Here is a 21,886-nt window from a genome sequence, read left to right on the forward strand (position 1 = left end):
CAAAGCGGCGTCCTGCGCGCAACGGTACGGCAGGCCTACGCGCCCTGATCCACCTTTTTGATGATCCTGGCCGGGACCCCGGCCACGATGGTACGGGCCGGCACATCCGCGCGGACCACCGCCCCTGCCGCCACCACGGCGCCATCGCCCACATGCACCCCCGGCAGGAGGATGGCACCGGAACCTATCCAGACATCCCTGCCGATGACGATGGGCGCGATGTGGTGGACATGGCGCCTGTCCGGCGGCAAACCGTGGTTGATGGTGGCCAGGGTCACCCGGTGACCGATGAGCGTCCCGTCGCCTATGCTGATCCCGCCCTGATCCTGGAAGCAGCAGCAGGCATTGATGAAGACACGGCGGCCGATGCGTATATTTTTGCCGAAGTCGGTATAAAACGGCGGGAACAGACGAAACGTCTCATCCATGGGGCGACCCGTGATCCGCCCCATGATCTCCCGGATCTCATCAGGCGTATGGAAGGTACTGTTCAGCTCCGCGGTCAGGCGCATGGCCTCGTACGAATAAGCGTGCATGCAGTCAAAGGCTTCCGTACCCGTGACCAGCGGCTGTCCCGCATCCAGGTGTTCCAGCAAAGTGTCCAGAGACATCATGGCTCATTCTTCTCCTTCATGACGAAGATCAGGCTGACCGCTGCCGCAAGGCCTGACGGCGACCGCCTGCTGTTTCCCGAAGAGATAGCAAAAGGCATTTATCCGGTAAAATACCTATATCAAATGGCTATCCATGCTTTTTAAGCATGGAATGAGCTGTTTTTCTCCTGGATGCCCTGCCCGCTTTTGCGGCACTCCACAGAGGCCACGGACCCGGCAGAGACAGGCTGCCCATCATGGTCAGGAAACATATACGGCAAGGATCGCCGCCACAGCAGCGTGATGCGCAGGATGAAGGCGGAACAGGCTCTCGTGCGCAGGTCATGGTGCTGCCCCCGACGGACCGGCATGTCCGGCGTACCTGCCCTCTGCCTGCGTCCGGCGTCCTCCATGCCGCCCGGGAGCAGACAGGGCTGCGCCATGACGCATGACCCGGGCCGACGCGCCGCGATCATGTGTGCGCTTCGCCGCAGCGGGCTTCTTTGCCTGTTGCGGTATGCCCTGCGCCTTTCTGCGCCCCCCTGCCCCTTTTCCGCATGACATTCACATGCCAAAGCTGTAGGGTGCCCTCCGAAACGATCAACGGAGGATGACCATGCCGGGTTCCAACGCTACCGGGTTGCTGCTGGCCCTGCTCACAGCCTTATTCTGGGGGGCCCTGCCGCTGGCCCTCAAACATCTGCTCTCCTCGGTGGACGCCATCTCCATCGTCTGCCTGCGCTTCTGGGTGGCTGCGGCCTGGACCTGGGGCCTTTCCTGCCGCTATCCCGGCAACAGCACGCCGCTGGGCCGCCGGGAAAAACTCCTTCTTGTCCTGGCCGCTGCGGGGCTGAGCTGCAACTTCGTGTTCTTCAACTCGTCGGTGGCCTATCTCAGCGCCTCTGCCTGCCAGATCCTGGCCCAGGCGGGCCCTGTCCTCCTGCTGCTGGGCAGCGTGTTCGTCCTGCGCGAGCCCTTCCTCCCCATCCAGGGGAGCAGCGTCATCATCCTGCTCGTGGGCCTCCTCCTGTTTTTCAATACCCGGCTGCTGGAACTGGCCAGCGGCGACATGCTCATCGGCATGGCACTGGGGATCATGGCCGCTGTCGTCTGGGCCGGTTACGGCATTGCCCAGAAAATCCTGCTGCGCACGATCTCGCCCGGGCGTATCATGCGCTTCATCTATCTTGCCGGTGCCCTGGCCCTGACGCCGCTCTCCTCCCCTTCGGCCTTTCTCGAACTGGACCCGCTGCAGATGGGCTGTCTGCTTTTTGCCTGCATCAATACCATCATCGCCTATGGGGCTTTCTCCACGGCCATGAACAACTGGCATGCCGCCAAGGTCAGCGCTGTGGTCACCACGACCCCGCTGTTCACCCTGGGCCTGGAAGCCCTGGGCTCGCTGGTCCTGCCCCAGGTCTTTCCCCTGGAGCACCTGGGCCTGCTCAGTCTTCTGGGGGCTGTTGTCGTCGTACTGGGCGCCATGGGCATCGCCCTTGGCCCCATGCTGCACCTGCCGCACAAGCGATCCTGAGCCGAGCGGTGTGTCCCTGCGCAGACCGCCGGCCTCTTGCGGAGACATGATCCTTGCCGTTGCAGGAAAGGGATAGCCTGCGTTTGCTCCCGGATCGCTCCTGCAGGACATTGCCCCGGACAGCTTCAACTTGACAGCCCGCATCGGACTGCCGTACAAGAAACGACGCGCGCTCGTAGCTCAGTCGGATAGAGCGATTGCCTCCTAAGCAGTAGGCCGCAGGTTCGATTCCTGCCGGGCGCACCACAACAAAATCAAGAGGATACGTGCGCCACGCCCGTATCCTCTTTTTTGTTTCCTGCCCTTTTTGCCACTTTGGTGCCCATATGGTGCCCAGGTACGCCCACCAATAAGTTTGCGGCGCTATTGGCAGCAATTTGCGCGCGTATTGACAGCGATCTTGCTGTAAGCTGTCACGCAATTTGAGAATCTCCGTCACGCGATTTGAGAACGGCGCTCGGCACTTTTTCATAGTTAGCACAGTTGTTGTGTAAAGATTTTCGAACACAAAGGGGCGTAGGTACCGTGTCGAAAATGACACACCCACGCCCCTTATGTTCTTTTTTTGACTACTGCCCCAGCCTGTTTTTGCCCACGGCGGGTTCGAACGTGGCCGCACGGGGGCCTGCGGACTGGCGCAGCGCTCCCCTGGACCAGGCGGGCCTTGCCAGCGGATCTTCGGTATCTGGTGGACACAGCCGTCTTCCCCTGTTGCCTTTTTGTCTGCTGGCCGATGGATACGAATGTGCTCCGGCAGCATGACATGGCCCTGAAACAGCCCCGCCCGGAATGGGAAAAAACACAGAAGACGAAAAAAGCGGCCAGCCTGTTACAGCTGACCGCTTGCGTTTTTTGTGGTGCGCCCGAAGAGATTCGAACTCCTGGCCTACAGGTTCGTAGCCTGTTGCTCTATCCAGCTGAGCTACGAGCGCGTTGTGAAAAGCTATGTATAGCAATCGCCCTGTCCTGTCAAATACTTTCGCGCAAAAAATCATTTTTTGTGCGAAAGCCGCTGCCTGCCTTCCGGCTTCCGGTATGGCAGAAGGCGCAAGGCAGTCCCTTTCCCCGCACTCGCTGCCACCGGGCAGGGAGCAGCACCGCAGGCCAGGACAGCGAATATGCCCGGCAAAAAACGGAGCGGCGATCGATGGAAGTAACGTCCCCGCAGCGCCGCCGCGGGGATCGCCCCGGCAGCCAGAGCCACAGACTGTGTGGGCAGGACGACAGGAATGTCTTTTTGATGCGAGGCCGCGCCGCCCCCCTGCATCACAGGCACAGGCCCCACACAGCAAAGAAGACATTCCAGATTTGGGGAACAAAAAACGGGCCCCAGCTTCACTGGAACCCGTCTGTTTTTTTATGGTCGGGATGGCGCGATTTGAACGCGCGGCCTCAGCGTCCCGAACGCTGCGCTCTAGCCAAACTGAGCCACATCCCGTTGCAAGAGGGGACATTACGCCGAAGCCGCCTTCCATGCAAGCTTTTTTTGCAAAAAAATTTTTCCGGCCATCTCCGCCCTTTTAGAGCCCGTGGCATCTCCGGCAAAACTTTTGGGAATATCGGGCAATTAGGATTTGACTTTATAAAAAAAGGAGCTACAACGCTCATGCCGGTACGCCTGCCCGGTAAAAATCTTTTTGAGGTTGCTTTATGTCGAACACAGGATCCACGGACAATTTCGGCTACAGCCAGGAATTGAAGCGCGAACTCAGCTTCAAGGACGTATTCGTTTACGGCATGCTGTTCATGGTGGTCATCGCCCCCATGTCCATCTATGGCTACATTTCCAAAGACAGTCATATGATGGCGCCCTTCGTCTACTTTGTGGGCATCTGCGCCATGTTCTTCACGGCTCTGAGCTATATGAAGATGAGTAACCGCTTTCCCATCGCCGGTTCGGTCTACGCCTATGTGCAGCGCGGCCTGAACCACCATGTGGGTTTCATTGCCGGCTGGCTCATACTGCTGGACTATGTGTTCGTTCCCGCCCTGCTCTACCTGCTGACCGCCAACTGGTGTGTGGAACTTTTTCCGGCCACGCCCCGCTGGCTGTGGGTCATCGTGTTCGTGGGCATCAATACCCTCATCAATGTCCGCGGCATTACCTATACCGCGCGTGCCGACTGGATCATGTTCTATGTGGAGGCCGTGGTCCTGGCCCTGTTCATCGGCTTCGGCCTCAACTATGTCCTTGGTGAAGGCGGCGGCACCGGCCAGCTAGTCATGGATCCCCTGTACCGCCCCGGCGAGATGAACCTGCAGTTCATCGGCCTGGCCTGCACCATCGCCTGCCTCTCCTTCCTGGGCTTTGACGGCATCTCCACCCTGGCCGAAGAGACCCACCGCCCCGAAGTGACCATCGGTCGCGCCACCATGGCCGCCCTGCTCTGCATCGGCTTCCTGTTCATGCTCCAGACCTATGTGGCCACCATCATCCAGCCCGACATGAGCAGGATGAACCCCGACACGGCCTTCTTCGACGCTGCCGAGCTCGCCGCCGGTGACTGGTTCCGCAAGGTCCTGCTGGTGGTCAACATCCTGGCCGTGGGCATCGCCAATACCATGAACGCCCAGGCCGCCACCTCCCGCGTGCTGTACGGCATGTCCCGCGACAACGTGCTGCCCGGCGTCTCCGGCCTGTTCCGCAAGGTGCACCCCCGCTTCCAGACCCCCTACATCGCCACCATCGCCGTGGGCATCTTCTCCATCCTGGTGGCCGAGCTCTCCACCGTGGAAGACCTGGCCCGCCTGGTGAACTTCGGCGCCCTGACCTCCTTCATCCTGCTGAATCTCGCCGTGTACAATTTCTTCTGGCGCCGCGAGAAGATGCGTGGCGGCAAGGCCCTGCTCAACTATGTGATCTGCCCCTTCTGCGGCGTGCTCATCCTCGGCTATGTGTGGCTCTCCTTCGACAGCATGACCCAGATCGTGGGCTTCAGCTGGCTGGCCGTCGGCCTGGTCATCGGCTACGTCAAGAGCAAGGGCTACAAGGTCGTCCCCGAAGCCTTCCGCAAGAGCGATATGGTGTAACCTTCAGTGCAGGAGTTGAATCATGCAGTACTTTGACAAGGTCGTATATACCTTCAGCGCCGACAACGAACCCACCGGCAGCATCGACTCCGGCGAGATCGTCATCTTCCGCACCCAGGACTGCTTCAGCAACCAGATGCATTCCGAAAGCCAGCTGGTGACCAGCTGCGACTACAGCAAGATGAACCCCGCCACCGGCCCGCTGTTCGTGCGCGACGCGCGGCCCGGCGACGTCATCAGGGTGGAACTGCTGGACGTGCAGTGCGACACCATCGGCACCACCACTACCCTGCCCAAGATCGGCCCCCTCTGGGACATGTGCGAGACCCGCACCAAGCGCATCCCCATCGAGAACGGCAAGGCCGCCTTCAATGACGTGGCCTTCCCCATCAATCCCATGATCGGCGTCATCGGCGTGGCCCCCGAAAAGGGCAAGAGCGTGCCCTGCGGCTACCCCGGCCGCCACGGCGGCAACCTGGACTGCAAGCTGATGGTCAAGGGCAACACCGCCTACTTCCCCGTGCGCGTGGAAGGCGGTCTGGTGCAGATGGGCGACATGCACGCCGTCATGGGCGACAGCGAACTGTGCGGCACCGGTCTGGAGATCAATGGCACCGTCATCGCCCGCGTGAGCGTCATCAAGGACTGCCCGCTGGAATGGCCCGTGCTGGAGACCGCCGACACCTGGTACACCCTGGCCAGCGCCGCCGGTTATGAAGAAGCCCTGCGCCACGCCAGCGTACAGATGCAGGGCCTGGTGGCTGCCGCCACCGGCTGGGATGCCACCGACGCCTACCTGTACATGTCCCTGCGCGGCGATCTGGAGATCTGCCAGGCCTGCAAGCCCTGCGAAGTGGACCTCATCGTGCGTCTCGGTGTGCCCAAGGCCGACATGAAGCGCCCCCTGGTGGGCTAGGGCCCGACCGTCCGGCGCCACCATACAGGAAAAGGCTGTCCGTTATTGCGGGCAGCCTTTTTTCATGTCCTTTTGCCTGAGGAACAGGCAAGACGCTATTTCTTCCTGTCGTGCCGGGAAAGCCGCTCCAGCAGACGGTCATAATAGGTGTCGTCATCAAGATTCAGGGGGCGCTGGTGCTTCATGCGGGCCTGCAGGATCATGAACCGCAGTTTCTGCATCTGGCGCACGCGCTCCTGCTCGTCCCCGCAATGTTCCAGCATATCGGCCAGATTGCTGATCTCCTTGCGTTCGGCCAGCTCCGGCGGCACGCAGCCGGCGTTGCGCAAGACCTTGTAGGCCATGCGCAGTTCCGGGGGGACATGGCTGTCGTCTTCCAGTTCCAGCGGCCTGCCCCGGCCGGGGAGGTCATCGAAATCCCCCCTAGCCATGGATTCTTCGATACGGCGCTCGGCAATGGACTGGATGACCGACCAGGGACTGATCTCAGACATGTTTTTCCTCCGTATCGGGAGCATCGGCCCAGAGTTTTTTCCACTCCATGATCAGCTTGAGGGCCGCCAGCGGCGAAAGTTCCTCGGGATCGAGATCCCGCAGCAGCAGGACCAGCGGATGCGGCCCGGAGGACGGTGCGGCCGGGATGTCGATGGGCAGTGCCGGGGGCTCATCGCGGGCGACCCGCTGTTCCATGCCGGGAAGGGCCAGCGTCTCCGTCTGGGGCGACATGCGCCGCCCCTCGCCCCGGCTTTGCTCCAGTTCCGCCAGGATGGCCCGTGCCCGCTGCACCACCGGCGCAGGCACGCCTGCCAGACGGGCCACCTCCACACCGTAGCTGCGGTCCGCAGGGCCTGGCACCAGCTTGTGCAGGAAGAGGATGTCGCCCCCGTATTCCCGGATGGCGATATTCATGGTGAACACCCCGGGCACGCGCTTTTCCAGCGCCGTCAGCTCATGGTAATGGGTGGCGAACAGGGTACGCACCTCGCCGTGCGCCCGGGCCGCCAGATCCTCCACCACGGCCCAGGCCAGGGCCACACCGTCATAGGTGCTGGTGCCGCGCCCGATCTCGTCCAGGATGACCAGGCTGCGTTTGGTGGCCTGCCGCAGGATGCGGGCCGTCTCCATCATTTCGACCATGAAGGTGCTCTGCCCCTGGGCCAGATTGTCCGAAGCGCCCACGCGCGAGAACAGCCTGTCCACCAGCCCCAGGCGCGCCCGCGTGGCCGGGACCATGGAGCCGGTCTGCGCCAGCAGGCAGATGATGGCCACCTGCCGCAGCACCGTAGACTTGCCCGCCATGTTGGGACCGGTGAGCAGGCACAGGCGGCGCCGGGCATCCAGCGTGATATTGTTGGGCACGAAGTTGGCCGCGCCGATCATGGCTTCCACCACAGGATGCCGCCCTTCCTCGATGAGGATCTCGGCACTGCTGTCCAGCTCGGGACGGCACCAGCCGTTACGGCGCCCCACCTCGGCAAGGCTCTGCCAGTAGTCTAGATGGGCGATGACGTCCGCCATGTGCAGGATGCGCTCCCGCTGCCGGGCCATGAAGGTGCGCAGATCCTGATAGAGCTGATACTCCAGCGTCTTGCGCTTTTCGGAAGCGGAAAGGAGCGCCTCTTCCAGCTCCTTGAGGGCGGGCGTGGTGAAGCGTTCGGCATTGGCCAGGGTCTGGCGGCGGATGAAATGTTCCGGCACCGGCCCGCTGTGCGCGGCCCTGCTCAATTCGTAATAATAACCGAAGACCCGGTTGAAGCCCAGTTTGAGCTTGGCGATGCCGGTCTCCTGCTGCTCGCGGGCCAGTTCTTCCTGCAGCTTCTGCTCGCCGTGTTCCACCAGATCCAGCAGGCGGTCCAGCTCGGCGTTGTAGCCGGCCCTGAACAGGCCGCCGTCCGTGATGACCACCGGCGGGCTGTCCACCAGCGCGCTGCGCAGCAGATGCGCGCAGTCCGCCAGATCGTCCCAGCCCTTGAGCAGGTCATAGATGACGCGGGGCGCGTTTTCCCCGTTCTCCTGCCCGGGCAGCGGATATGTCCCGTCCAGAGGCTGCGTCAGGGCCGCCAGCACGGCGGGCAGGGCCGCCAGGCTGTTGCCGAGGGCGATGAAGTCCCGCGGGGTGGCCCGGTTGACCGTCACGCGCGTGGACAGGCGCTCCAGGTCATAAACGTCCTTCAGGGCTTCCCGCAACAGGGCCCGGCGGTTGTCATCATCGTGCAGCAGGGCCACGGCGTCCTGCACGGCCAGGATGGGGGCCGCCTCGCGCCACGGGTGCCGCAGCATGTCTTCCAGCAGGCGGCCGCCCATGGGAGTCATGGTATCGTCCAGCACATGGCGCAGGGTCCCCTTGCCCTTGCGGCCATTGAGGCGCTGGAAGATTTCCAGATTGCGTTCCGTCACGTCGTCCACCAGCATGTGACGGCCCAGATCCAGCGGCTGGAAGGGCATCAGATGCTCGGGGCGGCGCTTCTGGGTCTGCTCCAGATAGACCAGCAGCGCGCCGCAGGCCCGCACGAGGCAGGGCTTGTTCTGCAGGCCCAGGGCTGCCAGTTCCTGCACGGACTGGGCTTCCAGCAGACGGCGTTCGGCCCTGCGGGCGTCGAAACCGGCTGCCGGGCGTCGCAGCAGGCGCACCCCCTCCAGCAGGCATTTGGGCGGCAATTCCTTGTCGTCCGGCACCAGCAGCTCGCGCGGGGACAGTTTCTGGATCCATTGCCAGAGCTCGGGCAGGCGTTTCACCTCCATGCCGGACCACTGGCCCGTGGAGATGTCCGCCCAGACGAAGGCCCCGGTGTGTCCCTCCCAGAAAGCGGCTCCCAGATAATTGTGGCTGCGGGCATCCAGGTTGGCATCTTCCAGCACGGTGCCGGGCGTCACCACGCAGGTCACGGCCCGTTGCACGAGCCCTTTGGCGGCCTTGGGGTCTTCGGTCTGGTCGCAGATGGCCACATGGAAGCCCTTGTCGATGAGCTGGGCGATGTAGGCCTGCGCGGCATGCCAGGGCACACCGCACATGGGCACGGGATTCTCCGTGTCCCGGCTGCGGCTGGTAAGGGCGATCTGCAGTTCCCGGGCCGCGGTGACGGCATCGTCGAAGAAGAGCTCGTAAAAGTCGCCCATCCGGTAGAACAGCAGCGCATCAGGGTAGTCGGCCTTGATGCGCAGATACTGCTCGAACATGGGAGTCAGCTTGGGAGTTTTTTCTGCCATATGCGTAATTGCGCAGCGGCGCCATCCAAGGACGACGCCGCTGCAGAAAAATGCGCCTGATGCGCGGGGAAAAGGGACTAGGCCTTGTCAGGATCGGGAGCGGTCACTTCTTCCGGCTGGGCCTCGGCCTTTTCCTTGACAGGGGCGGCTTCGATGGCCTGGGCCTTTTCCCGGGAAACCTTGCGGAGGAAATCGCCGCGCGCGGTCTCACCGTCCAGGCTCTTCTTCAGCTTGGCCACTTCACGTTCCAGAGCGGCCACGCGCCACTTGCTCTTCATGTAACGGGCCGTCAGGTGCATCTTGTCCCACAGCAGCAGGGCCACGGCCAGCAGGGCCCCCACGAAGAAGGCCACGATGACGATGAAGTAGAACGGCAGCGGGATGGACGTCATCTCAGGCACGAAGAAGAGATTGAGCTTGAGCGTCATGGCTGTCGACAGGGCCGTCTGGTTCTGGAAGAAGAAGACCAGACTGAAGAAAATCAGCAGAACAAGTAACAGGACCTTTAGATAGCGCATAGTCTCCTCCTCTGCGCGGTGGTGTTCAAAACCTGTCGAAATACGGCTTCAGATGGGCATAGCTGCTGCGCAGGTGTTCCGGGATCGTGCGCACTTCGTCCATCACGGCCATGAAGGAAGAATCCCCGTTCCAGCGCGGCACGAGATGGAAGTGCAGATGTTCCCGGATACCGGCTCCGGCAGCCTGCCCCTGGTTGAGGCCGATATTGATGCCTTCGCAGTGAAAATGTTCCTGCAGCACCAGCGTGCAGCGCTGCATCAGGTCCATGATCTCGTGCGTCTCATCCTTTTCAAGCTGGGCCAGCGCCATCACATGCCGATAGGGACAGACCATGATGTGCCCGTTGCTGTACGGGAACTTGTTCATGATGACAAAAGCATGCCTGCCCCGGTACAGGACAAGCCGTTCCTCATCCTCTTCCCTGCTCTCGGGAAGACAAAAGACACAGCTGTCCGGCTTGGGGCCAAGGATGTACTCGATGCGCCAGGGCGTCCACAATTGTTTCATTTTCTTTTCCTCAATACACGGCTTGCGCTCCAAGGGCAAGTCCTGCCCGGGATGCCGTTCTTTTATTTGGGAAATACGCCTTCCTGCCGGGCCATGTCCAGCGCCAGGCGGCGCTGGCTGTCCGCATCCGGCGTCTCTCCGTCCAGCTTGCCGGCCAGCACGGCCCGCAGGATGCGTCCGAACAGCGGCCCAGGTGCGATGCCCATGTCGCGCAGATCCCGGCCGTCGATATCCGGCTTTTCACGGCGCCACTGGGTGATGTAACGGGAAAGGTTCTTTTGCAGCCCGCTGTCCTCCACACCGGCCATGATGTAGAGCAGGAATTCCAGCGAGAACTTTTCCAGCAGCAGAGAGAGCCCGCTGATCCGCCCCGTCCCGGCCTCAAAGGCCTTTTGCCAGCGGACCAGCTTGGGCTGCACATGCCGCATGGACTCCCGCTGCTGCAGTATCTCCTGCTTGCGTCCTTCAGGCAGGCCCAAGGCGGTGAAATTGGCGGAGACTTCGGCATAGTTCAGCCGGTGCCCCAGCGCCAGGAAGTAGATCAGCCAGTTTTCGACGCGTTCATCGAAATACAGCAGGCGGTACCAGTTGAGCATGGAGCGCACCTGCTGCAGGATCTGGCGCTTGCTCGGTGTCAGGGCCAGTGAGGGCCCCAGGGCCCGCAGCAGGCCCAGACCGTCCAGACGTTCGAAACAGGCCGCCGGATCGTCTTCGTCACATATGTGGGCATATTCGTTGAAGATACGCTTTCCGGACAGTTTGTCCAGCATATGCAGGCTGAGCAGGTTCTTGATGAGTTTTTCCGCGCTGGGCCCGATATGGAAGCCATACCGCTGTTCAAAGCGTACCGCACGCAGACTGCGCGTGGGGTCTTCCACGAAACTCAGGGTGTGCAGCACGCGCAGCACGCCTTCCTTGATGTCCCGCTGCCCGCCGAAAAAGTCCACCAGCTGCCCGTAGGGCGTGCAGTCCAGACGGATGGCCAGGGCATTGATGGTGAAGTCGCGCCGGAACAGGTCCATCTTGATGGATGAAAGTTCCACCGTGGGCAGGGCTGCCGGGGACTCGTAATACTCCAGGCGCGCGGTGGCCACGTCGATACGCTGCTCCACACCGTCTTCGTCATGGTAGATGACCATGGAGGTCAAAAACTTGCGGTGCTCGCGCACACGGCCGCCCAGTTCGGCGGCCAGGGCCCTGGCAAAGGTCACGCCCTCGCCCTCCACCACGAAATCCACGTCATGGTTGGGCCGGTCCAGCAAAAGGTCGCGCACGAAACCGCCCACCACATAGACAGGCATGTTCAGCCGCTGTCCCAGACGGCCCGCCAGCTCCAGCAGATGGCGCACCCGCGCGGGCAGGCGGTCGCGCAGCAGCTTGGCCACATTGCGCTCGCGCGAGCTGTTCTCCTGATAGTCCAGGACCTGACCGGGTTCGGAGGTCATGACGTTGATGAGGTCCGTGCGGGTCACCACCCCCACCACCAGTTCCTTGTCCACGATGGGCACCAGACGCTGGCGGCCGCCCACGATGATGGACGAGATGTCCCGCAGGGGCGCATCCGGGGCCAGCGTCTTGATATTGCGGCGCATGTAGTCGTCCACGGGCCGTTCGCCCAGCTTGTGGCTGGTGGCGCGGGAAGCCGTCTGGGCATCCAGGATGCCGATGCAGTGCCGTGTCCCGGGCCGGAAGACGGGCACGGCCTTGAGGCCGAAATGCATCATCAGGGTATCGGCCTCGCGCATGCTGCGGTCCGACTCGATCCCCACCGCCGGGGACGACATATAATCGCTGGCGGTCTTTTCCGGCCCTGCCTGCATGTGCAGGTTGCGCACGATAGCGTCATGGACCTCGTTGAGGGTCAGGTTGCGGATGGATGCCGATGCGGCATAGGCATGGCCGCCCCCGCCCAGCTCCGCACAGATGCGGCCCACGTTGATGGCGTCGCTGCGGCTGCGGGCCACCACCTGCACCCGGTCCTCCATGCGTCCCACGGCAAAGAGGACGGTGAACTTCTCCATCTCCATCAGCCGGTGGGCCAGATAGGCGAAATCCCCCAGATAATGTTCCATGGAGGCCTCGGCGATGACCACCGGCTCGTTGTTGATATGGTAGACGCGCGCCGATTCCAGCAGGCTGTTGAGGGCCCGCACATGCAGGCTGGTCAGCTCATGGGCCGCCATCTCGTTGATGGCATTGACATCCATGCCCTGGGTCAGCAGCCAGGCCGAGCTTTCAAAATCCAGCGGCGTGGTGGAACTGTAGGTGAACGAGCCCGTATCCCCGTAGATGCCGAGCCCCAGCAGGGTGGCGTCCGCGGCTTCCAGCACGGCCCCCCGCTGCCGCAGCTCCCGCACCAGCAGGGCCGTGACCGAGCCCACGGTCTCCACATGGCTCGTCCGGGCCGGGACGTCCTCGGACGACGCCGGATGATGGTCCCAGACCTCGACGGACACCCCTTCCCTGTCCAGCAGGGCCGATACATGCCGGACACGCTCGCGCTGGCGTGTATCCACCAGCACGAGGTGGGTGATCTCGTCCCAGGGGATGTCGGCAGTTTCGGTCAGGCTGTAGCGTTTGGCATCCAGCGAGGCCACGACCTTCTGCAGGCCGCGTTCCTGCGTCCCCGGGAACAGCAGCAGGCTGCCGGGATACAGGAAATGGGCCGCCAGCATGGCCGCGAAGGAATCGAAATCGGCATTGGCATGGCAGGTGACCAGGACCCGGGGAGAAGATGCGGACATTACGACTGACTCCGTGGATGGAACTGCCTGTGCAGGGCATGGAGACGTTCGGCCTGCACATGGGTATAGATCTCGGTGGCGCTGATGTCGGCATGGCCCAGCAAAAGCTGCACGGCCCGCAGGTCAGCCCCCCCCTCCAGCAGATGGGTGGCAAAGGAATGGCGGAAGGTGTGCGGCGATATGGAACGCCGTATGCCCGCCAGCAGGGCGTATTTCTTGACCATCTTCCAGACGTACTGGCGGCTCAGGCCCTTGCCGGAACGGTTGAGGAAAAGATGGCGGCTCTGGGGCGAAAACTCGTCACGCCAGAAGGACAGCCACTGCTGCAACAGGTCGAGCACCAGGGCATGGAGCGGCACCAGCCTGTCCTTGGCGCCCTTGCCCGACACCAGCACCAGCCCCCGCTGCATGTCCACATCCGCCACCAGCAGGTTGCAGACCTCCGAGACGCGCAGGCCCGCCGCATAGAGCATCTCCAGCAGGCAGCGGTCACGGCGGCCGCACTTTTCGCGCATGTCCGGCAGTTGCAGCAAACGGTCCATCTCGGCCTTGCTCAGGACTTCCGGCAGGTACTGGGGCAGACGCGGGCTTTCCAGCAGGCTGGCGGGGTTGCTCTCCAGCAGGCCTTCTTCCACCGTGTACTCGAAAAAGCCCCGCAATGCCGACAGACGCCGGGCCAGCGTGCGGCCCGCATTCTTCCGGGCCCGCAGCCAGGCCAGGTACAAAAACAGATCATGCTCGTCGAGGCTGGTCTTGTCCCCGGCGTCCAGCTCCTCAAGAAAAAGGAAAAAATTTTCCAGATCCTGCCGGTACGAGACCACCGTGCGCATGGAAAGGCCCCGCTGGGCCAGCAGGTACTCCCCCCAGGCCGGGATCTGTTTTTTCAGGATCCGCAGGGAGCGATCCGTCGCCTCAGGCAATACGCTTTTTTCCGTCATGTCATCATGCTAGCTGCCTTGGCCGGATTGGGCAAGATTTTTGACAGCATCCGGGCAAATGTCTACAAGGAGGCCATGACCGCACCGACCATCACCGTTTTTGTCTGTCTGGGCTCCAATACGCCCGATGCCGCGCATATGCTCTTCCTGGCCGTGGAGCGGCTGCGTGTCCTGCCCCGTGCACGTGTGGACGCGCTTTCCGGCGTCTACCTGACCGAACCGCAGGACTATGCGGATCAGCCCTGGTTCCACAATCAGGTCGTCCGCATGGAGCTGGAGGCCGACTGGACCCCGCAGAGCTTCGTCCAGGCATTGCTGGCGGAGGAAAAACTGCTGGGCAGACAGCGCAGCAGCGACCCGGCCCTGCGCTTCGGACCGCGCTGCATCGACATGGATCTGCTGCTCTTCGGGGACAGGCACTGTGATGCGCCGGAAAGCATCGTCCCCCATCCGCGCATGTGCCAGCGGGCCTTCGTCCTCATCCCCCTGTGTGATGTGGGCGCCGCCTGCCGCATCCACGGCCGTACCCCGGCGCAATGGCTGGCCGGGCTCAAGTATCGACAGGAAGGGCGGAGAATTTTTCAGTGACGCGCAAAAACTCTTATGCTATCCTGGGTTGCGATAAAGCATGAGACCCTGCCCCGCGCAGGAGAAGGAGAGCGACCATATGTGGAAATGGCTTGTGCTGGGTCTGGCCGTTTACGTCCTGTACCGACTGTTTGCCAATGATTTTCTGAAAAAGAAAAAGGAAAACGCCGAAGACCAGGCCGCTGAGGTCGAGCGCAAGGTCGCTGCCGGCGAAATGGTCAAGGACCCGGAATGCGGCACCTATGTCTCTGTGGACGGCAACATCTCCGTGCGCGACGGCGACCAGGTCTACCGGTTCTGCAGCTACGAATGCCGTGACAAATTCCTGGAGCGTCTCCAGAAAGGTGGACGCGAACTCCCGCCCCGCGACTGAGCGGCATTGTTCATCCCCATCGCAAAGCCCGTCAACGCACGGGCTTTTTCGTTGGACGGACAGCGGGGCCCCACGCCCGCGGGAAAGCCCCCGGGGAGGGACGCCCGTTCCTCTTCCCTGCACGATGCCTCCCGGCGATCATAAAATCGTCGTTTCCGACGCTCCCTTCCCTGTCGTCCATGCGGCGGCAGGTCCCCAGATATGGACTGCCCGGAGCCCCGTGACCGGGCCCCGGGCAGTTCCCCTTCAATCCGTGATGGGGAGATGCCAGTGCGGCTCCCCGCCCAGCGGATGGACATGCTCATGGCTATGCCGGACGTCTGGCGCGCAGCTCAGCAGGTGTCCTTCCCGGATCGTCCAGTACTCCCCGCAGACACGGGAAAGAAAATCCCAGTCATGGGAAATGACCATCCGGGCCGTGGGCAGGTCGCACAAAATGTCGATGAGCCGCTGCCGGGCCTCCTGGTCCAGATCATTGGTGGGCTCGTCCAGCAACAGGGCCTCCGGTTCCATGGCCAGTACCGTGGCCAGCGCCACCAGTCTCCTTTCCCCGCCCGACAGATGGTGCGTGAGGCGCTGCTCGAAACCGGCCAGGCCCAGACGCCGCAGTGTGGCCCGGGCCTGTTCCGCGGCTTCCGCCGCCGAAAGGCCCAGATTGAGCGGCCCGAAGGCCACATCCTCCAGGACCGTGGGGAAAAAGAGCTGATCCTCGGCATGCTGAAGCACAAAGCCCACCTTGCAGCGCAGGGCATGGAAATCCTTTTCATCATGCAGGGCCTTTCCGTGGAAGCGTACCAGCCCCTTGCCGGGACGCACCAGCCCGGTGATGCAGCGGAACAGGGTCGTTTTGCCGCTGCCGTTGGGCCCGTAAAGACCCGCCCGCTGGCCGGCGGCCAGCGTGAATGAGACATCATGCAGGACACGACGCTGCCCGCGCGTGCCCGAATAGGTCACATCCACCTTTTCCAGACTGAAAATACTTTCCTCAGCGTTTACCGACCGGCCCACAGGATGCTCCCTCCTGCTTCTGTCCACAGGATGCAGGCCAGACAGGATGCCGTGGCCAGCGCAAAACAGATATCCACCGGACGCAGACAAAAGCTGTCCAGCGAATGAAAACGTCCCGAAAAACCGCGCAGGCGCATGGCTTCATGCGTACGCTGGGCACGCTCATGGCTGCGCACCAGCAGCAGCCCCAGCAGGGAGGCCAATGTCCGGTAGGTATGCAGGTCCGTACGCGGCCGGAACCCGCGCAGGCGGGCCGCCGTCACCAGATCCTCCCATTCCGCGGCCAGCAGATGGATATAGCGGCCGGTGAACAGGAACAGGAAGACGAGTTTGTCGGGACAGCCCAGACGCTCCAGGGCATGGCCCAGCGTCGCGGCGGGCAAGGTGGCCACCAGGGACAGGAAAACACAGGCAATGGCATTGGACTTGAGTGTCACCAGCAGGGAAAGGTACAGGCCTTCCCTGCTGACCTGGATGAAATGCCACTGCCAGACCACTGTCCCGGGCGTCGTCCAGGGCGTGACCAGCCACAGGAACAGGATGAACATGTTCACTGCCGCCAGGCGCCGCCACAGGGGCCGCAGGGGAGCCCGCGCCAGGCCCAGCAGGACGCAGCCCAGCCCCAGGCCCAGGCAGCAGGCCGTCACCTGCCGCAGCAGGGCCAGGGCCACGGCCAGCAGCACGGCCAGCAGCACGCGCATGCGCGGATCGATCTGCCGGATGAAGGAATCCCGGACAAAAGGCTGGTCAAACATCGGATCATGCTAGGGCCGGCGCCGGGAAAAGTACAGTCCGATGCCCACCAGGCCCATGATCCAGCCCAGACCTCCCACGATGTCCCGCAGGCCGGGCTCCGCTTCGCTGCCGGCGGCAATGGCACGCCGCACAGGGGCCAGATGCCGGTCCAGCGCCGCATCGACGATCGCTTCCACATCCTTGCGGCTCAGGGTCGCCGTCACGCCGGCCGGAGCAGCCGCTCCGCTCCCGCCATCCGCGGCCGGTCCGGCTGAAGGGGCCCCCGTCCCGTCTTCCGCCACCGGCACCGTCGTCCCCGTCCCGGCAGCAGGCAGCAGACTGGAAAATTCAGCAGTATCCATCTGCCACTCGTTCTGATGCCCTTCCCCGGCCAGGATGCGGATACGCAATCCGTGCCCCTGGCGAACGACCGCGGGGACCGGGAAGGCGAACGCCCCTTGCCCGTCCGTCCTGCCCTGCAGCAGTTCCGTGCCGGTCTGCGCGTCAAAGACGATGACCGTCCCCTGCCGTACCGGCGAATCCCGGCGGAAAGAGCATTCCACCCGCACGGTCTCCCCTTCCAGCCAGGCGAAGATATTGACCCGGTGCGCCTGCGCGGCCCCGGCAAACACGAGGAGCAGCATCAGGCACAGGCCCCCCGCACAGATCCTTGTAAGAGCGCTCATGCATCCTCCTGTCCGTTATCCGGCTGCACCGGGGCCATGCCCAGCAGCTCCGGGCGCACACGCATGATGAAGGAGACCGTGAACATGGTGATCAGCCCCTCTGCCAGCATGACCGGCAGGTGCGCCAGCAGCAAAAGCTGTGCCGCCAGCCAAAAGCCCTCATCCGTAAATGCCAGCGCCAGCGCCGTCAGCACGGCGGCCAGGGCCACCCCCAGGGCTCCGCCCATAAAGGCGCCCGCGCGCACGCCTCCCATGCCGGGGCACAGACGGCAGACGGCCCGGAAGACATACCAGGAAGCCACAGCGGCAAAGCCCATGGTAAAGGTATTGACCCCCAGCACCGTGATGCCGCCAAACTGGAACAGCAGGGCCTGGAGCAGCAGGGCCACGAGGATGGACGGAAAGGCCGCCCAGCCCAGCAGGACACCCACGAGTCCGTTGAGCACCAGATGGGCACTGGCCAGGCCCACCGGCACATGGATGAGCGAAGCCACGAAAAAAGCAGCCGACAGGATCCCCACGGCCACCAGACGGTCATACTCCAGCCTGCGCAGGCCCTGTGCCGTCCCCGCCAGGGCCAGGACAGCGCCGCCCCCCAGGACAGCCGGAGAAAGAACACCTTCCGCGATGTGCATCGTTTTTCCTTCACGGCAGCGGACAGACCCGCTGCCGTGCTGACATCAGTTTGCGCCTACTTTTTCAGCGGCGCCGTAAAATCCATCCAGATCACCGCACCCAGCTCCACGTCTTTGGGCGAGCCCTGGTGATCCATTTTTTCCTCGGCCGTGTTCAGGGCGGCAAAGCCCCACCAGCCCGCCCAGGGGACACTGTACGTGAAGACGCCCTCCTCGTCAGCCTTGATCACCTGGGTCGTGAAATAGGCATTGGGGACCGCATACGCGGCATCACGATTGTAGTATTCCACTTCCACCACGGCACCGGGCACGGGCTTGCCGTCCAGCAGCACGCGCCCCTGGAAGACATTGCCGCTGTAATTGGCAAAAGGACGGGTCAGAGGAACGATCTCCGTTTTCAGCCCCAGAGGGACATCCCATCCTTCTTCCTCGCCGAAGGCCGCCACCACGGTCTTGGTATAGTGGATGATGAAGCAGTCTTCCGCAGGCTCAAAATAAGGGGCAGGCTCCATGGCGAACTGGTACACGCCGGGCCGCTTGATGCTATACCCCGCCCGCCAGGCCTGATGCCCGATGATGGAAACCGGCTTGAGCGAGGATGCAAGATCTTCCGTCTTGCCGTCCACCGTGACGGTCAGGGCCTTGGGACGCTGCATGTCCATGCCCTGCATCTCCATGGGATGCGAGAACGAAACATCCAGCGTCAGGGATGCGTCCTTTTTTTCCATCACCGTCGAGGTGGACGGGATGATCATGCCAAAATGGGCCTCAGCCTGACCAGTGAGGCAGATGAGCAGGGCAAATGCCGTGCACGCTGTCTTCCACATGCTGCTTTCTCCTTGGAGTTCGTGTACTGGGGGAGGATCCCCGGTCTGCTGTTGTCCAGGTGTCCACGAGTAACACGATTTTCAAAAAAATAGCAACTCCAAAAGTCAGCCATGCGACCGCGCAGTTTTTGCGACACGAGGTCCATCCGCTCAAACTGTTTCCCCGGTGCCGGGCTGATCCGCAGCCACCGTTGCAAAAGGCGAAGGTGTACCGACGGGGCTGCCGCAGGCCGTGCCCGCCATGCCGCAGTCTTGCACTGTGGCGCAGGAAGCTGCGGATCAGCCCTGGAGGCGCCGCAACGTCTGCCTGCCCGCCGCTGCGCCATCCGCCCCCTGGAGCAACGACGGTATCGAGGATGGGGGGCAGGGAGAGCGGTCGCCCCGTGCCGGTGCCACCCGGCACCCCAGCCCTCCTGTTTCCGCTCACCAGCCATCAGGACAGAAGCGGGAAAGCCGCGCTTTTCCCCCGCAAAACGGTGTGCATCCCCCCAGACGGGCATCCGCTCTCCTCTGCCCGCCGTGCTTGCCTTACATCTTTCCCCCACAGCCAAAGCTCCCCGGCCTGTACCGGGGACAACCAGGGACCCCACCGGCAAAATTGCGGAAGGGAAGTCCGGCCGCTGGGGGATCGGGCAGGCGAGCGCGGCGCGGAGGCGCGCCATACAAAAAAGACCCCCTCGCGCTGAAAGCGGCAAGGGGGTCTCGAACAATCTTTGGCAGCGGCCTACTTTCCCACATGACGTTATGCAGTATCATCGGCGATGGAGAGCTTAACTTCCGAGTTCGGAATGGGGTCGGGTGTACCCTCTCCTCTATGGCTACCAAAGAAATTTGTCAAAATATTGAAACAGGGATGGAAGGTTTTTTCGAGAAACAAGACGCACGGGCTATTAGTACTGGTCAGCTCCACCCCTCACAGGGCTTCCACCTCCAGCCTATCGACGAGGTCGTCTACCTCGGCCCTTCAGGACTTGCGTCAGGGAGAACTTATCTTAAGGCAGGCTTCCCGCTTAGATGCTTTCAGCGGTTATCCCTTCCACACATAGCTACCCTGCTGTGCCGTTGGCACGACAACAGGTCCACCAGTGGTGTGTCCATCCCGGTCCTCTCGTACTAGGGACAGGCCCTTTCAATTCTCCTACGCCCACAGAAGATAGGGACCAAACTGTCTCACGACGTTTTAAACCCAGCTCGCGTACCACTTTAAACGGCGAACAGCCGTACCCTTGGGACCTGCTTCAGCCCCAGGATGTGATGAGCCGACATCGAGGTGCCAAACCGCATCGTCGATGTGAACTCTTGGATGCGATCAGCCTGTTATCCCCGGCGTACCTTTTATCCAATGAGCGATGACCCTTCCATTCGGGATCACCGGATCACTAACACCTACTTTCGTACCTGCTCGAGATGTCTCTCTTGCAGTCAAGCTCCCTTCTGCGTTTGCACTCGACGGCTGGTTTCCAATCAGCCTGAGGGAACCTTTGCATGCCTCCGTTACATTTTGGGAGGCGACCGCCCCAGTCAAACTACCCACCAGACACTGTCCTCCTACCGGATAACGGCAAGGAGTTAGGGACCTGAACAAACAAGGGTGGTATTTCAACGATGGCTCCCTCCATACTGGCGTACAGAGTTCACAGCCTCCCACCTATGCTACACATGCAGGCTCAAATCCCAATGTCAAGCTATAGTAAAGGTGCACAGGGTCTTTCCGTCTTTCTGCGGGTACACGGCATTTTCACCGCGACTTCAATTTCACCGAGTCTCTGGCCGAGACAGTGTGGAGATCGTTACGCCATTCGTGCAGGTCGGAACTTACCCGACAAGGAATTTCGCTACCTTAGGACCGTTATAGTTACGGCCGCCGTTTACTGGGGCTTCAATTCGGAGCTTCGCTTGCGCTGACTCCTCCTTTTAACCTTCCAGCACCGGGCAGGCGTCAGTCCGTATACGTCGTCTATACGACTTGGCACAGACCTATGTTTTTAGTAAACAGTCGCCACCACCATTTCTCTGCGGCTTTTCAGGGCTCGGCAGAGTGAATCGCTTCACCCTAAAAAGCACCCCTTCTTCCGAAGGTACGGGGTTATTTTGCCGAGTTCCTTGGCCAGAGTTCTCTCGAGCGCCTTGGATTATTCATCCCACCCACCTGAGTTGGTTTCCGGTACGGTTTGCGTGTCCTATACTTAGAAGCTTTTCTAGGCAGCATAGACTCGACAACTTCAGCCCTTGCGGGCACGGACTCGCGTCTCAGGATAGAGAGAAGCGGATTTGCCAGCTCCTCATCCCTACACGCTTGCACCGGGACAACCAGCGCCCGGCTTGCCTATCTTCCTGCGTCCCTTCATCGCGCGAACACACAAGTACGTGAATATTAACACGTTTCCCATCAGCTACGCCTTTCAGCCTCGCCTTAGGGGCCGACTAACTCCGGGAAGATTACCTTTACCCGGAAAACCTTGGGTTTACGGCGAACGGGTTTTTCACCCGTTTTATCGTTACTCATGTCAGCATAATCACTTCTCCACAGTCCAGCATGCCTTGCGACACACCTTCTGCCCGTGAAGAACGCTCCCCTACCAGACCGCTTACGCGGAATTCAAAGCTTCGGTACCATGCTTAGCCCCGTTACATTTTCGGCGCAACGTCATTAGACCAGTGAGCTATTACGCTTTCTTTAAACGATGGCTGCTTCTAAGCCAACGTCCTGGGTGTCTCTACAACGTCACCACCTTAACCACTGAGCATGGATTTGGAGACCTTAGCTGTTGATCTGGGCTCTTACCCTCTCGACGACGGACCTTAGCACCCGCCGTCTGACTCCCATGGTACATCTGACCGGCATTCTGAGTTTGATAGGGTTTGGTAATCTGGTAGGACCCCTAGCCCTGTCAGTGCTTTACCTCCGGCAGACAATCCATGAGGCTATACCTCAATATATTTCGGGGAGAACCAGCTATCACCGGGTTTGATTGGCCTTTCACCCCTATCCACAAGTCATCCAAACCGTTTTCAGCCGGTATTGGTTCGGTCCTCCACAAGGTTT

General features: G+C 61.9%; 18 protein-coding genes, 3 tRNA genes and 2 rRNA genes (1 of these 23 running past the window's edge). 7 read left to right on the forward strand and 16 right to left on the reverse strand.

Annotated features, from left to right (window positions below):
• Positions 1–35 precede the first annotated feature (35 nt).
• Positions 36–614, reverse strand: a complete 579-nt coding sequence (locus DESPIGER_RS04345) for a DapH/DapD/GlmU-related protein (protein WP_083575294.1) — start codon at positions 612–614, stop codon at positions 36–38.
• Between the two features lie 18 nt (positions 615–632).
• On the opposite strand from DESPIGER_RS04345, the gene DESPIGER_RS13405 reads away from it, so the two are divergent.
• From DESPIGER_RS13405 to DESPIGER_RS04360, 3 genes are all read left to right on the forward strand, one after another.
• Complete coding sequence (locus tag DESPIGER_RS13405) at positions 633–758, forward strand: hypothetical protein (RefSeq protein WP_269456895.1); 126 nt, start codon at positions 633–635, stop codon at positions 756–758.
• Positions 759–1,209: 451 nt separating this feature from the next.
• Complete coding sequence (locus tag DESPIGER_RS04355) at positions 1,210–2,127, forward strand: DMT family transporter (protein WP_072333547.1); 918 nt, start codon at positions 1,210–1,212, stop codon at positions 2,125–2,127.
• 169 nt (positions 2,128–2,296) lie between these two features.
• Positions 2,297–2,373 (forward strand) — tRNA-Arg (locus DESPIGER_RS04360).
• A 609-nt stretch (positions 2,374–2,982) separates the two neighbouring features.
• Here DESPIGER_RS04360 and DESPIGER_RS04365 read toward each other — a convergent pair.
• Positions 2,983–3,059, reverse strand: a tRNA-Arg gene (locus DESPIGER_RS04365).
• 428 nt (positions 3,060–3,487) lie between these two features.
• Positions 3,488–3,565: transfer RNA gene (locus DESPIGER_RS04370), tRNA-Pro, on the reverse strand.
• Between the two features lie 212 nt (positions 3,566–3,777).
• Here DESPIGER_RS04370 and DESPIGER_RS04375 point away from each other — a divergent pair.
• Together DESPIGER_RS04375 and DESPIGER_RS04380 are read left to right on the forward strand one after the other, a co-directional pair.
• Complete coding sequence (locus DESPIGER_RS04375; protein ID WP_072333550.1) at positions 3,778–5,157, forward strand: APC family permease; 1,380 nt, start codon at positions 3,778–3,780, stop codon at positions 5,155–5,157.
• 22 nt (positions 5,158–5,179) lie between these two features.
• Complete coding sequence (locus DESPIGER_RS04380) at positions 5,180–6,073, forward strand: acetamidase/formamidase family protein (RefSeq protein WP_072333553.1); 894 nt, start codon at positions 5,180–5,182, stop codon at positions 6,071–6,073.
• Between the two features lie 95 nt (positions 6,074–6,168).
• Here the strand turns inward: DESPIGER_RS04380 and DESPIGER_RS04385 are convergent, their stop codons facing one another.
• The 6 genes from DESPIGER_RS04385 to xerD all read right to left on the reverse strand — a co-directional run bounded on the left by DESPIGER_RS04385 (position 6,169) and on the right by xerD (position 13,988).
• Entirely contained in the window at positions 6,169–6,567 is a 399-nt protein-coding gene (locus tag DESPIGER_RS04385) for a DnaJ family domain-containing protein (RefSeq protein WP_072333556.1), read from the reverse strand.
• The gene (gene mutS / locus DESPIGER_RS04390; protein ID WP_072333559.1) at positions 6,560–9,280 is read right to left on the reverse strand and encodes a DNA mismatch repair protein MutS; all 2,721 of its coding nucleotides are present in this window, start codon (positions 9,278–9,280) and stop codon (positions 6,560–6,562) included. The genes DESPIGER_RS04385 and mutS overlap by 8 nt, the downstream gene beginning before the upstream one ends.
• 77 nt (positions 9,281–9,357) lie before the next feature.
• Positions 9,358–9,798, reverse strand: coding sequence for a LapA family protein (locus DESPIGER_RS04395; protein WP_072333562.1), 441 nt, complete (start codon positions 9,796–9,798; stop codon positions 9,358–9,360).
• Positions 9,799–9,823: 25 nt separating this feature from the next.
• Positions 9,824–10,306: an HIT family protein gene (locus DESPIGER_RS04400; protein ID WP_072333564.1), complete on the reverse strand. Its 483-nt coding sequence runs from the start codon at positions 10,304–10,306 to the stop codon at positions 9,824–9,826.
• Positions 10,307–10,368: 62 nt separating this feature from the next.
• Positions 10,369–13,050 carry a CBS domain-containing protein gene (locus DESPIGER_RS04405; protein WP_072333567.1) on the reverse strand — a complete coding sequence of 894 codons (2,682 nt, stop codon included), beginning with the start codon at positions 13,048–13,050 and terminating at the stop codon, positions 10,369–10,371.
• A complete protein-coding gene (gene xerD / locus DESPIGER_RS04410) occupies positions 13,050–13,988 on the reverse strand; it encodes a site-specific tyrosine recombinase XerD (protein ID WP_072333570.1) in 939 nt (312 codons plus the stop codon). The genes DESPIGER_RS04405 and xerD overlap by 1 nt, the downstream gene beginning before the upstream one ends.
• Before the next feature lie 6 nt (positions 13,989–13,994).
• On the opposite strand from xerD, the gene folK reads away from it, so the two are divergent.
• Both folK and DESPIGER_RS04420 read left to right on the forward strand, forming a co-directional pair.
• Complete coding sequence (gene folK, locus DESPIGER_RS04415) at positions 13,995–14,576, forward strand: 2-amino-4-hydroxy-6-hydroxymethyldihydropteridine diphosphokinase (protein WP_083575295.1); 582 nt, start codon at positions 13,995–13,997, stop codon at positions 14,574–14,576.
• A gap of 79 nt (positions 14,577–14,655) precedes the next feature.
• Entirely contained in the window at positions 14,656–14,949 is a 294-nt protein-coding gene (locus DESPIGER_RS04420; protein ID WP_072333576.1) for a transcriptional regulator, read from the forward strand.
• A gap of 246 nt (positions 14,950–15,195) precedes the next feature.
• Here the strand turns inward: DESPIGER_RS04420 and DESPIGER_RS04425 are convergent, their stop codons facing one another.
• From DESPIGER_RS04425 to DESPIGER_RS04455, 7 genes are all read right to left on the reverse strand, one after another.
• The gene (locus tag DESPIGER_RS04425) at positions 15,196–15,957 is read right to left on the reverse strand and encodes an energy-coupling factor ABC transporter ATP-binding protein (protein ID WP_072333578.1); all 762 of its coding nucleotides are present in this window, start codon (positions 15,955–15,957) and stop codon (positions 15,196–15,198) included.
• Positions 15,942–16,712, reverse strand: coding sequence for a cobalt ECF transporter T component CbiQ (gene cbiQ, locus DESPIGER_RS04430; RefSeq protein ID WP_072333581.1), 771 nt, complete (start codon positions 16,710–16,712; stop codon positions 15,942–15,944). Before cbiQ ends, DESPIGER_RS04425 begins: the two co-directional genes overlap by 16 nt.
• A 9-nt stretch (positions 16,713–16,721) precedes the next feature.
• Positions 16,722–17,378 (reverse strand): hypothetical protein, encoded by a 657-nt coding sequence (locus DESPIGER_RS04435; RefSeq protein ID WP_072333584.1) that lies wholly within the window; start codon positions 17,376–17,378, stop codon positions 16,722–16,724.
• A complete protein-coding gene (cbiM, locus tag DESPIGER_RS04440) occupies positions 17,375–18,013 on the reverse strand; it encodes a cobalt transporter CbiM (RefSeq protein WP_072333587.1) in 639 nt (212 codons plus the stop codon). The genes DESPIGER_RS04435 and cbiM overlap by 4 nt, the downstream gene beginning before the upstream one ends.
• Before the next feature lie 56 nt (positions 18,014–18,069).
• The gene (locus tag DESPIGER_RS04445; protein ID WP_072333590.1) at positions 18,070–18,840 is read right to left on the reverse strand and encodes a DUF4198 domain-containing protein; all 771 of its coding nucleotides are present in this window, start codon (positions 18,838–18,840) and stop codon (positions 18,070–18,072) included.
• A gap of 711 nt (positions 18,841–19,551) precedes the next feature.
• A 5S ribosomal RNA gene (gene rrf / locus DESPIGER_RS04450) occupies positions 19,552–19,666 on the reverse strand.
• A 43-nt stretch (positions 19,667–19,709) separates the two neighbouring features.
• Positions 19,710–21,886: ribosomal RNA gene (locus tag DESPIGER_RS04455) — 23S ribosomal RNA — on the reverse strand; it runs 756 nt beyond the window's last position.

The sequence above is a fragment of the Desulfovibrio piger genome (assembly GCF_900116045.1).
GTDB lineage: Bacteria > Desulfobacterota > Desulfovibrionia > Desulfovibrionales > Desulfovibrionaceae > Desulfovibrio > Desulfovibrio piger_A.